This window comes from Maribacter stanieri (assembly GCF_900112245.1).
Lineage (GTDB): Bacteria > Bacteroidota > Bacteroidia > Flavobacteriales > Flavobacteriaceae > Maribacter > Maribacter stanieri.
This window is the reverse complement of the sequence record NZ_FOYX01000001.1, coordinates 624,019-636,845: the sequence shown is the minus strand read 5'-3', so window position 1 is coordinate 636,845 and position 12,827 is coordinate 624,019. Positions and strand designations below refer to the sequence as shown.

General features: G+C 35.2%; 11 protein-coding genes. 5 read left to right on the top strand and 6 right to left on the bottom strand.

The features are described 5' to 3' along the window. The first annotated feature begins 24 nt into the window (after positions 1-24). From BM296_RS02785 to pyk, 5 genes are all read left to right on the top strand, one after another. The gene (locus BM296_RS02785) at positions 25-258 is read left to right on the top strand and encodes an acyl carrier protein (protein ID WP_008269813.1); all 234 of its coding nucleotides are present in this window, start codon (positions 25-27) and stop codon (positions 256-258) included. A 107-nt stretch (positions 259-365) separates the two neighbouring features. Continuing rightward, positions 366-1,616, top strand: coding sequence for a beta-ketoacyl-ACP synthase II (gene fabF, locus BM296_RS02780; protein WP_027065681.1), 1,251 nt, complete (start codon positions 366-368; stop codon positions 1,614-1,616). Between the two features lie 8 nt (positions 1,617-1,624). After that, positions 1,625-2,359: a ribonuclease III gene (rnc, locus tag BM296_RS02775; protein ID WP_027065682.1), complete on the top strand. Its 735-nt coding sequence runs from the start codon at positions 1,625-1,627 to the stop codon at positions 2,357-2,359. A 115-nt stretch (positions 2,360-2,474) separates the two neighbouring features. Continuing rightward, complete coding sequence (locus BM296_RS02770; RefSeq protein ID WP_027065683.1) at positions 2,475-2,939, top strand: IPExxxVDY family protein; 465 nt, start codon at positions 2,475-2,477, stop codon at positions 2,937-2,939. Between the two features lie 2 nt (positions 2,940-2,941). Then, positions 2,942-4,384, top strand: coding sequence for a pyruvate kinase (pyk, locus tag BM296_RS02765; protein WP_027065684.1), 1,443 nt, complete (start codon positions 2,942-2,944; stop codon positions 4,382-4,384). A 74-nt stretch (positions 4,385-4,458) separates the two neighbouring features. Here the strand turns inward: pyk and BM296_RS02760 are convergent, their stop codons facing one another. The 6 genes from BM296_RS02760 to dinB all read right to left on the bottom strand — a co-directional run bounded on the left by BM296_RS02760 (position 4,459) and on the right by dinB (position 12,815). Then, positions 4,459-4,983, bottom strand: a complete 525-nt coding sequence (locus tag BM296_RS02760; RefSeq protein WP_091901284.1) for a PAS domain-containing protein — start codon at positions 4,981-4,983, stop codon at positions 4,459-4,461. A 266-nt stretch (positions 4,984-5,249) separates the two neighbouring features. Beyond that, the gene (locus tag BM296_RS02755) at positions 5,250-6,698 is read right to left on the bottom strand and encodes a TolC family protein (protein ID WP_091901282.1); all 1,449 of its coding nucleotides are present in this window, start codon (positions 6,696-6,698) and stop codon (positions 5,250-5,252) included. Then, positions 6,685-9,933, bottom strand: coding sequence for an efflux RND transporter permease subunit (locus BM296_RS02750; protein WP_091901280.1), 3,249 nt, complete (start codon positions 9,931-9,933; stop codon positions 6,685-6,687). The genes BM296_RS02755 and BM296_RS02750 overlap by 14 nt, the downstream gene beginning before the upstream one ends. 17 nt (positions 9,934-9,950) lie before the next feature. Further along, complete coding sequence (locus BM296_RS02745) at positions 9,951-11,036, bottom strand: efflux RND transporter periplasmic adaptor subunit (protein WP_091901278.1); 1,086 nt, start codon at positions 11,034-11,036, stop codon at positions 9,951-9,953. 146 nt (positions 11,037-11,182) lie between these two features. Beyond that, positions 11,183-11,602, bottom strand: a complete 420-nt coding sequence (locus BM296_RS02740) for a hypothetical protein (RefSeq protein WP_027065689.1) — start codon at positions 11,600-11,602, stop codon at positions 11,183-11,185. Between the two features lie 109 nt (positions 11,603-11,711). Beyond that, positions 11,712-12,815, bottom strand: coding sequence for a DNA polymerase IV (gene dinB / locus BM296_RS02735; RefSeq protein ID WP_091901276.1), 1,104 nt, complete (start codon positions 12,813-12,815; stop codon positions 11,712-11,714). Positions 12,816-12,827 lie beyond the last annotated feature (12 nt).

Below are 12,827 nucleotides of genomic sequence, written 5' to 3'. Positions count from 1 at the left end.
TAAATTTTTAAAACAAATATTATTATGTCAGACATTGCATCAAGAGTTAAAGCTATCATCGTTGATAAATTAGGAGTTGATGAAAACGAAGTGGTAACCGAGGCTAGCTTTACTAACGATTTAGGCGCAGATTCATTAGACACGGTAGAGTTGATAATGGAGTTCGAAAAAGAATTTGATATCCAAATTCCAGACGATCAAGCTGAGAATATCGCAACTGTTGGTCAAGCCATCAGCTATATAGAAGAAGCGAAGTAAAACATGTTTTCTTGAATAGAATTCAAATTATCCATGTGGTAAATGCTCCGCATGGATAATTTTTTTTAATTTACGCTTGGTTTAGATTTAAACAAATAAGAAGTTAAATGCAGTTAAAGCGAGTTGTAGTTACAGGTTTGGGGGCACTTACCCCAATAGGTAATAATATTGAGGAGTATTGGGACGCATTGATCAACGGTAAAAGTGGATCTGCGCCAATAACTTATTACGATACAGAAAAATTCAAAGTTAAATTCGCTTGTGAGCTAAAGAATTACAAGACCGAAGATCATTTCGAAAGAAAAGAAGGCCGTAAGCTAGATAGATTTGCACAATATGCACTTGTATCTTCTGATGAAGCTATTCTTGATTCTAAATTAGATTTAGAAAAAGTCGATAAATTTCGTGTTGGCGTTATTTGGGGAGCAGGAATTGGAGGGTTGGAAACTTTCCAGAATGAAGTAATGAATTTTGCTAATGGTGATGGTACGCCTAGATTCAATCCATTCTTTATACCAAAAATGATTGCTGATATAGCACCGGGTAACATATCCATAAAACATGGTTTCATGGGGCCTAACTATACAACTGTTTCTGCATGTGCCTCTTCGGCCAATGCAATGATAGATGCCTTAAACTATATTCGTTTAGGACATTGTGATGTTATAGTAACAGGTGGTAGTGAAGCAGCGGTAACTATTGCAGGTATGGGTGGTTTTGGAGCAATGCATGCATTATCTACTAGAAATGAAAGTCCGGAAACGGCTTCAAGACCTTTTGATGCAACTAGAGATGGTTTCGTATTAGGTGAAGGAGCAGGGGCATTGGTTCTAGAAGAATATGAGCACGCAATTGCAAGAGGAGCAAAAATATATGCAGAAGTAGCAGGTGGCGGTATGTCAAGTGATGCTTATCATATGACGGCACCACACCCTGATGGAATTGGAGTGGTTAGAGTAATGGAGAACTGTTTAAGAGATGCAGGTTTATCTATAGAAGATGTTGATGCCATTAATACACATGGTACTTCAACACCATTAGGAGATGTTGCGGAACTTAAGGCAATTACCCAAGTATTTGGAGATCATGCCAAAAACATAAATATTAATTCTACCAAGTCAATGACCGGCCACTTATTAGGCGCGGCAGGAGCCATAGAAGCAATTGCCTCAATTTTGGCAATGGAACACGGTGTTGTTCCACCAACTATAAATCATACTACGGTAGATGAGAATATTGATCCTAGTTTAAACCTTACATTGAATAAGGCACAAAAACGAGATGTAAAAGTTGCCATGAGTAACACATTTGGTTTTGGCGGTCATAATGCATGTGTAGTTTTTAAAAAAATCGATTAATTAGTTTTATGTCATTTCCCACAAACTTATTTAATTCCCATCCAAAAGAGGATGGGGATTTTTTTTTGGGAATAACCAAAATCCTTGGTTTTAAGCCTAAAACATTATCATTTTATAAAAAAGCCTTTCTTCATAGGTCAATGAATAAAAAGGATGATGAAGGTAATGCTATGAACTATGAGCGTTTAGAATTTTTAGGAGATTCTATGCTAGGCACTATTATTTCTAAACACCTTTACCTTGAAGTGCCAGAAGGAGATGAAGGATATCTTACAAAAATGCGTTCTAAAATTGTGAGTAGAGAGCATTTAAATGAATTAGGTAAAGATTTAGGGTTAATTAATTTTGTAGAAAGTAGAATTCCTAAATCACATTTTGGTCAAAACATACATGGTAATGTGTTTGAAGCTTTGGTAGGCGCAATTTATCTTGACCGTGGTTATAAGTACTGCGAAAAATTCATTAAAAAGAGAGTTATAGAACCCTATGTAGATATCGAGCAGTTAGAAGGTAGGGTTATTAGTTATAAGAGTTTAGTGATTGAATGGTGTCAAAAGCAAAAGAAATCATTTGATTTTGATGTGTATGAAGATACCGGCAATGATGCTTTAAAACATTTTGCGGTTAAACTTTCAATTGGGGGTAATGTAGTTGCAAAAGCTAGGGCAACTTCAAAGAAAAAAGCAGAAGAGAGAGCATCTAAAAGAGCTTTTTTTGCGCTACAGGATAAGATGGGTAATTGATCATTTACCAAAATGATAAAATGCTAACATTTTAATAACTATTAATATGATTTTATCATTTTTTGTAACTAGGCATTATAGCTTAGAAGTTCTATATTTACCTTTTTGTTGAAGTATGGCTACTACTTATAAAATAAATGATGATTTTTACGATGAATCCTTTAGCCTTATTGCTTTACACACTACCTTAGAAGATTTTGCTTTAGCCTACGGTTTAAACCAAAGTCTTAAGGCAAAATTTGTAAGAGCAAAAAAGAATTTTAATCTTGCTGAAAATAAATCGTTTCCCATTTTTGAATGGGAAGATGAGTTTAATGACATGTATTGGGTTTTAGTTGCCAATCATAGCAGTGAAAAAGAACTCGTAACACATGATGATTTATTTAAGAATGAAACAACATATAAAACACCTAGGTTAATACCTGAGTATAAAGATGTTGATTATCTATTAAAAATAGAAACAGAAAAGGATTTTGATACAAATTCCTTAATTAAGAATATACTAATGTTGCCTAGAGTTATGGCAGCATATGAAATAAGTACAGAAAAACTAAAATCAAAGAACAATCTAATTTTTTAAATATGCCAACTGTAAAAAAGACGAAAATTGTAGCCACATTAGGGCCTGCAACTAGCAAGAAAGAGGTACTCAGGAGCATGATTAGTGCAGGAGTCGATGTATTCAGAATAAACTTTTCTCATGCCGATTACGATGATGTAAAAGAGCGTGTATCAATGATACGCGAATTAAATAAAGAAATGGATATCAACACCTCCATTTTAGCGGATTTACAAGGACCTAAATTACGTGTAGGCGTAATGGCCGGTGATGTTGTGGTTAGTCCTGGTGATGAAATAACTTTCGTTACTGGTGAGCCGTTTGAAGGTACTGCAGAACGTGTTTACATGAATTACAAAGAATTTCCTAGAGATGTTAAAGCTGGGGAGCGTATTCTTTTAGATGATGGTAAATTAATGTTTGAAGTAGTTGAAACCAATGGTGATAACGAGGTGAAAGCTAAAGTTATTCAAGGTGGGCCACTAAAATCTAAAAAGGGGGTAAACTTACCTAACACTAATATTTCTTTACCTGCGCTTACAAAGAAAGATATTAAAGATGCTGAATTCGCTATTTCTTTAGAAGTAGATTGGATCGCACTTTCTTTTGTACGTTTCAGTCAAGATTTAATTGATCTACAAAACATTATAAGCAAGCATTCAGATCATAAAATTCCAATTATAGCTAAAATTGAGAAGCCTGAAGCTGTTGAGAATATCGATAAAATTGTTGCTTATTGTGATGGTCTAATGGTTGCTCGTGGAGATTTAGGTGTAGAAGTTCCTGCACATGAAGTTCCATTGATTCAAAAACAACTAGTATTACGTGCTAAGAAAGCTAGAATCCCTGTAATTATTGCTACCCAAATGATGGAAACAATGATTACTAGCCTTACGCCAACAAGAGCAGAGGTAAACGATGTTGCGAACTCTGTTATGGATGGTGCAGATGCAGTAATGTTATCTGGTGAAACTTCTGTTGGGAATTATCCAGTACAGGTTATAGAAAAAATGTCTAGTATACTTGAGAGTGTTGAAGGTTCTGATCTAATTCATGTTCCTCATGATCCACCACATATTCGTACAAAGAGATTTATTACAAAATCTATCTGTTACCATGCAGCCTTAATGGCAAATGATATCAAAGCGAAAGCGATATCTACTTTGACAAATAGTGGTTATACCGCTTTTCAAATTTCAGCATGGAGACCAAGTGCACATATTTTAGTATTTACATCAAATAAAAGAATTCTTACACAGTTGAATCTTTTGTGGGGAGTTAAAGCTTTTTACTATGATAAGTATGTATCTACAGATGATACTATTGATGATGTTAACCGTATCGCCTTTAATAAAGGATACTTACAGGTTGGTGACATGCTAGTTAGTCTTGCAGCTATGCCTATTAAAGATAAAGGAATGGTAAATACATTAAGAGTTAGTGAAATTGAATCTGAGGATATTTAAGCAGATCAACATTATTCTATATAAAAAAAGGGTCGCTAATGAGCGACCCTTTTTTATGTTTTAAACTATAATAATTACGCTACTTCTTTTTCAAAGGCAATGAAGTTTACTATATCGCCTTTAAGGTCAAAAACAGGTTGTCCTTGAATCCAACAGTTATATGTAGATCCATCTTTTCTGTAATTTACAACGGTAACTTCAAAAGGTTTCTTTTGTTTAACGGCATCAGAGACTATTTTTAAAGTAGATTTTGATGTCAAATTACCTTGAAACATTTTAGGACTTTTACCTATAATTTCTTCAGGATGGTATTGACTCATATTCCACATATTTTTAGTGGCAAAAACGATATTTAATTTGGTATCGGTAACAACCACAACATTCTTCTCTGCTTTCAATTTAACATCTAAAATATCGGTATCAATATTCCAAGAATTAGTAGCAACTAGATTTAAAAGTGAAACGGTATCTTCTTCCGTTCGTTTTATATCTTCATAATTTGAAGCATAAAAGTCCCATGATAAAACGGGTAACATGGTTAATTTTAAATTTTTTCTAAACTTGATTACGGCATTGTCGTAATCTTTTAAATTTGTCATTTTATACAGTTTAGCTTGGTAATAAAAATTTCTTTTTCACAGCAATTTGCCATAAAGCTAAAAAATTACGGACTACAGTTATAATTTTAAGAGACGATTAATAGAAATGTTTAAATAATCTCTACTTATACACTAAAATGTATTTAAAAGGTTGAACATAAAGTGAGTACATTTTCATTAAAAATCAATAAAACAATAAAAACCCTAATAAGAATTATTCCTATTAGGGTTTAAAGCTTGGTTATAATTAAGTTAGAATTACAGTATTAATTCCATCCGCCACCTAAGGCTTGGTATACATTCACCCTTGCCATAAGTTGGTCTTTTTTAGTTTCCACTAATTCCATTTTAGATTCTAAAGCCTCGCGCTGTGTTAGAAGAACTTCTATGTATTCAATTCTTGCAGATTGAAATAATCGCGTAGATAAATCTATAGAGGCTGTCAATGCCTTCACTTGGTTTTCCTTTAATTCATAACTCTTTTTAAGGTTGTCCATTTTAGACAATTGATTAACCACCTCTATATACCCACTTAAAATGGCTTTTTCATACTCATAAACGGCTTGAATTTGTTTAGCGTTAGCAGTGTTATATCCTGCTTTGATTGCGTTTCTATTAATCAATGGACCAACAATATCGCCAACCGCGCTATAAATTAAAGACTCAGGAGTCTCGGTAAGATATTTTGGGTTGAATGCCTGAAGTCCAACTCCTGCTTTTAGCCCTATTGAAGGATAAAAATTGGCTCTTGCTACTTTGATATTAAATTTTGCAGCTTCTAATTCATATTCAGCCTGTCTAATATCGGGTCTGTTCAAGAGTAATTGAGAAGGTATTCCTGCATAAATAGTATCCATAGGAGTATCTATAAACCCGCCGGAACTACGGGCAATAGGCTGTGGTTGTCTACCTATTAAAAAATTGAGCTTGTTTTCCATTTCAATAATTTCTTGTTGTACCTCAAACTTATGGCTTTGATTTTTTGATACCTCAGCCTCGAATCTTTTAACAGCGAGTTCCGTAGCACGGGCAGCTTCTTTTTGCAACCGAACCATTTTCAGGGCATTACCTTGAAGCTCAAGATTTTGCTCTATAAACGCCAATTGATTGTCTAAGGCTAGTAGCTCGTAATAAGAATCGGCTATTTCGGAAATTAATCTAGTAACCATAAAGTTTTTACCCTCAATGGTAGATAGATATTCTAGAGCAGCAGCTTTTTTAGAGTTACGTAGTTTTTTCCATACATCTAACTCCCAAGTAGCGAAAAGTCCGGCAGAGTAATCTGTTAATGGTTCAGGAAATTCTTTACCTTCTTTTACTTCTAGATTTTTCTCTACAGCACCATTTCTGGTATACTCGCCTACTTTTTCAATTTCGGCACCAACGCCATAGGTTATAAACGGTAAGTATTCTCCTTTTCTAGCTTTTACCTCATTTTGGGCAACATTGATCTGTTGCATCATAATGTTCAACTCTTGGTTATTAACCAAAGCAGTATCAATTAATTTTATCAAATTATCATCTTTGAAAAAATCTTTCCATTTTATAATTGCACTGTTGGTAGTATCCGTAGATTGTTGTGCAAAGTGGTTTGGTAACTTGTTGTTTTCTTGTTTAAGTTCCTTTGTTGGAACACAAGAATAAAACAAACCTATGTTGGTTAGAAGCACCAAAAGTAGTTTTCCATGCTTCATGGTTTTTTTAATTTTGATCATCTTCTTCTTTTTTGGTTAATTTTTTAATCATTTGCTTTAGTTCGCGAAGTTTTTGGCGCGTTTTACTTTCACCTTCGCTTATTCTTACAAATTCTTCTGAAATAGGCTCATCAGATTCACCTTTAATTAGTCCGCGACCATCTGCCATTCTAGCAAAAACGTAATAAAGACCAGGAATAATCAGCACCCCTATTAACGTACCCATAAGCATACCGCCCATGGCTGAACCACCAATAGTTTTGTTGGCAATGGCACCGGCTCCATGCGCTATCACTAATGGAATTAATCCTGCAATGAAAGCAAAAGATGTCATAAGAATAGGTCTAAACCGCACTTTTGCACCTTCAATGGCAGATTCTAAAATAGTGCTGCCCTGTCGTCTTTTTTGAACAGCGAATTCTACAATAAGAACACCATTTTTACCTAAAAGACCTACAAGCATAATAAGCCCTATTTGCGCATATACATCATTTGCCAGACCCATTGCTTTTAGCATAAAAAACGATCCAAGAATACCAATGGGTAAGGATAGGATGATTGCGAATGGAAGTAGAAAACTCTCATATTGCGCGGCAAGCACGAAGTAAACAAAAATTAATACTACAAGAAATATGTAGATAGATTCGTTGCCTCTTTGCGCCTCGTCATATGATAAACCTTCCCAAGCAACGTCAAAACCTCTGGGTAATGATTGTTCTGCAACTTCATTAATAGCATTAATTGCATCGCCACTTGTATATCCTGCAGCAGGAAGCCCTCTAATAGAAGCAGAGTTATATAGATTGTACCTGGTAATTTCATTAGGTCCAAGTTTCTTTTCCATGGACATGAATGCAGAATAGGGAACCATTTCACCTTCTTCATTTTTTACGAACAATTTTTCTAAATCGGAAGGCAATGCTCTGTATTCTGGAGCAGCTTGAGTATAAACTTTGAAGAATCTACCAAAACGTATAAAGCCCTGTTCATAAGTACTACCTATAAGAATGTTCAAGTTTTCCATTGCTTTGTCTATGGAAACCCCTTTTTGCATAGCAATTTTGTTGTTAATTTTTAATTCGTACTGAGGATAGTTGGCAGAATAGAAAGTAAATAAACCGGTAAGTTCATCTCGTTTAGACAACGCTTCCATGAAATCATTGTTAATTTTCTCAAATTCATGATAGTCCGTACCATCGGTCTTATCCAATAAACGCATTGAGAATCCGCCAGAAGAACCAAAGCCAGGTACTGCAGGAGGTTCAAAGTACTCTATAACGGCACCAAGGTCTTTCGTTTCTTCTTCTAGCTCTTCCATAATCTCATGAACAGAGTGATGACGTTCACCCCAAGATTTAAGGTTGATCAATACGGTACCAGCATTAGACCCACGACCTTCGGTCATTATTTCATAACCAGCCAAAGAAGAGACAGATTCAACACCCTCGGTTTCTTCACAAATTTTCTGAAGTTTTCTAGCAACATCATTGGTGCGTTCTAGCGTTGATCCTGGTGGAGTCTGTATTATGGCATAGATCATACCTTGATCTTCATTTGGTATAAAACCAGCTGGTAGCGTCTTATTGGTAAAGAAAATACCAACACAGAAAGCTCCTAGAATTCCAAAAGTAAGAACTCTTCTGGCGACAATCTTATTAAGTATTTTGACATATCTACCCGTTAATTTTTCAAATCCCCTATTAAACCAATCTATAAATTTATCTATAGGAGATTTTTTGCGCTCCTTGCTGTGATTGTTCTTAAGAATCATAGCGCACAAAACAGGCGTTAGCGTAAGCGCTACGATGGCAGATAAAATTATGGAACCAGCCATGGTAATAGAAAACTGCCGATAGAAGACACCCACAGGTCCGGTCATAAATGCAATAGGTATAAATACAGAAACCATAACCAGCGTAATGGCTATAATAGCCCCACCTATTTCATTGACCACAAGCTTTACCGCTTCATAAGGTCCTAAGTGCGTTTCTTCCATTTTGGCATGTACCGCTTCAACCACCACAATAGCATCATCGACAACAATACCAATGGCGAGCACCAGAGCAAATAGGGTAATAAGGTTAATGGAGAGTCCGAAAAGTTGCATGATAAAAAATGCACCAATTAGAGAAACTGGTACTGCAATAATAGGAATCAAAGTTGAACGCCAATCTCCTAAAAAGAGGAATACCACAATGGCTACCAGAATAAAGGCATCTCTCAACGTGTGTAGTACTTGCTCAATTGATGCGTTCAAAAAATTAGAAACGTCATAACTAATCTTGTAATCTAAACCAGTAGGCAGGTCTTTTTTAAGCTCATCTAATTTCTCTTTTACTTCATCAATAACATCGCTGGCATTACTGCCAAAAGTTTGTTTTAGTACAATGGAAGCAGATGGTTTTCCATCTAGGTTAGAATAGATATCAAAAAATTCACTGCCCAATTCTACATCGGCTACATCACCTAATTTTAAAATTTCACCTTCTGCATTTGCTTTGAGAATGATATCCTTATACTGCTGTGGCTCATCATACCTATCTTGATACATGAGAACATATTCTAAAGATTGAGATGTTTTACCAGAACTTTGACCAATTCTACCAGGGCGAGCTAAAATACTTTGCTCTTCCATTGCTTTTAATATTTCTTCTGCGGAAACATTATAAGCACGCATACGATCAGGTTTTAACCAAACACGCATTGCATATTTGCGACTACCTAAAATTTGAGCACTTGCAATACCGTCAATTCTCTGAATTTCAGGAATCATTTTGGTGTATGCATAGTTATATAAGAACAACTCGTGATCATCAGAATTGTCGCTATACAAGTTTACATACATCAACATACTTGGCTGTACTGGAGTAATAATTACACCTTCTCGTTGCACCAATTCGGGCAATAATGGCATTACTTGATCCACTCTTGTTTTTACCCTAACGACTGCTTGGTCGGGGTCTGTGCCAGGCTCAAAAATGATACGTATAGTACCTTCACCGGCACTTGTGGCATCAGAAGCAATGTATCGCATATCTTGAACACCGTTAATAGCGGTTTCTAAAGGAATAAGTGTCGATTTTACCAGTACATCTGCACTAGAACCAGGATATGCAATAAAGATATTGACCGTTGTAGGCGCAATATCTGGGAACTGTGAAATAGGCAATTGCTTAATAGAAAGCAATCCTACGAATACGATTATTACCGATATGACGATTGCCAATACCGGTCTTTTTATAAACTTACTGAACATCTTTTATGTGTTTTTAGTTATTCCGCGTAGACGGCTAATTTTGAAATCACTTCATTTGGTTCAGCAAATTCAGTTTCAATCTTTTCATTATTTTTTACCATTCTAATACCATCTACTAGTATCCTGTCGCTCTGTTTCAAACCTTTGCTTATGATGAACAAATGAGGAAGCTCGGCAGCAACAAAAATTTCAGTTTGGTGTACCACGTTATCTTGGTCTAAAACAAACACATATCTTTTGTCTAGTATTTCAAAAGTGGCTTTCTGCGGAATAATCATTGCCTCTTTAAAAGGTATGGTCATAAGAACGCTACCAGTTTCTCCATGTCTTAAAATTTGATCGGGATTTGGAAAAGTTGCTCTAAAGGCTATGTTACCAGTTTCGTTATTGAATTCTCCTTCAATAGTTTCAACAATTCCTTTTTGATTGAATTTTTTGTTGTTGGCCATTAAAAGCTGCACCTCTTTTTTGGTATCCTTATCCGTGCTAATGATATAATCCAAATACTCCGCTTCTGGAACATTGAAATATACCCACATTTTAGAATTGTCCGATAATGTTGTTAGTAGTTCACCTTCATCTAAAAGGCTACCTTCTCGTGCATGCAGGTGGTCCATTATACCATCAAATGGTGCGCGAATATTTGTAAAACCTAAATGGGTTTGCGCCAATGAAACTTCGGCATTTGCTTTGTCAAAATTTGCTTTTGCCATGGCAAGCTCATTTTTAGAAACTACATTACCATCAGTTAAAAGTTGGGTATTTTGTAATTCTATTTCGGCAACCTTAGCCTCGGCTTTGGCTTTTTGTAGATCAGCCTCGTAAATATTAGGCATGATATTGAACATTTTTTGCCCTTTTTTCACTAATTGACCCTCGTCTACGTGAATTTCCTTCAAATACCCTTTTTCTAGGGCTCTAAGCTCAATATGTTTAAAGGAGTTAATATTACATACATAATCTTTGGTGATCGACGTGTCTTTTTTAATGGGACTTGTAATAAGAAACTTTGTGTGTTCTTCTTTTTTCTCTTTTTTGGAATTACAGCTCGCAGCAATAAATAAAGTACATGCAGTAGCGATCAGGAGTACGCTCTTGGTCATAAAAATGAATATTTAATTGATTGGAAAAATGAAATTTAAAAATGCAGAGACATACAGATTTATAGGCATGTAGATTCAAAAATCTAAATTGGCTGATGCCTAAAAATTGATGTCACGTCAAAATAGAATTTTGACTAAAATTGATTTTAAATACGAAATACTTGGTATAGGACAAAGCGCCTATTTGCTGTAGGTAAAAAAATAAATAGCCTTTGTAGTGAATTGCTATTTGTAAAATAACTGAATAAGAATAGTATAGATAAAAGGTAGAAAGAAACTGTAGCTTTTTGGTACTCAATCTCCTTGCTCAAGAAAGAATGCTCATTTTCTTCCTCCTCAATTTCTACTGCTTCAATTTCAAGAGTCTTATCTAAATTGCCATAATTACCTTTAATTGTGGCGTTTTGATGTGCAACTAATTCTTGGTTAGTTGTAGGTGTACTCCTAAATTGTTCAATTGAATTAAAAGAAGAATCCTCTAAACTGCTATATGCAAATAGAGGGCTAAATACTCCTGACAGTAATATGCAGGTAGAAATAAGAAATTTTAAAAAACTCTTTTTCATTTAAGAGGTCAAAATTATTCTAGCAATTAATGCTGTACAAGTATATCCCGTTAATTTTTGTTAACATTTAAGATTATTAAATAAAAGTCTAAAAATGGCGGATGAATTCTTAGAAGTCGAACTTTAATTGGACTAATATTGATTTATCCTCAAGTTTTTTGGCGGTTTTCTTATCTGTATTTAAGTTAGAAAGAGAAATACCAAGCAATCTTACAGAGTTTTGAAGCTCTTCTTGATAGAGAAGGTTTTTTGCTGTTTCAAAAATCAGGTCTTTATCAGATATAAAATAGGGCATTGTTTTACTCCTTGTATTTAAGGTAAAATCACTGTATTTAATTTTAAGCGTAATTGTTTTACCAGCTATGGTAGCCTTTTTTAATCTCCTCTCAAGTTCTTGTGCAATATGCTCTAAGCGTTCAAGCATAAAAATCTCGCTACTAAGATTTTCATTGAACGTTCTTTCTGCACCAACAGACTTGGGTATGCGATGTGGTTTTACCTCACTGTTATGAATACCACGTACAACATGATAATAATAGGGACCACTTTTGCCAAAGTTCTCTGCGAGAAACTCAATAGATTTGTTCTTTAGGTCCTTACCGGTAAATATGCCCAGCTTGTACATTTTCTCGGCGGTGACTTTACCAACTCCGTAAAATTTGCGTATGTCTAGATTTTCTAAAAATGGAATTACCTCTTCTGGGTTAACTGTTTTTTGTCCGTTTGGTTTGTTTATGTCACTCGCAACTTTGGCAATAAACTTATTAATAGATATACCTGCCGATGCATTTAAGCCCGTTTTTTCAAGAATACGTTGTCTAATCTCAGTGGCGAGCATAGTTGCCGAAGGATTACCTTTTTTGTTGATCGTTACATCAAGATAGGCTTCATCTAGAGAAAGCGGCTCTACCAAATCTGTATATTCAAAAAAGATGGATCTTATTATTTGTGAGATTTCTTTATACCGTTCAAACCTTGGTTTTACAAAGGTTAAATGCGGGCAGTTTTTTTTAGCGAGAAATCCGCTCATGGCACTACGGACACCAAATTTTCTAGCTTCATAATTTGCGGCCGATACAACACCTCTTTTCTCACTACCACCCACAGCCAATGGCTTACCCTTTAGTTCTGGGTTGTCCAATTCTTCAACAGATGCATAAAAGGCATCCATATCCACATGGATAATTTTTCGTAACGGCATTTCATTGGGCATAAGCAAATTTAA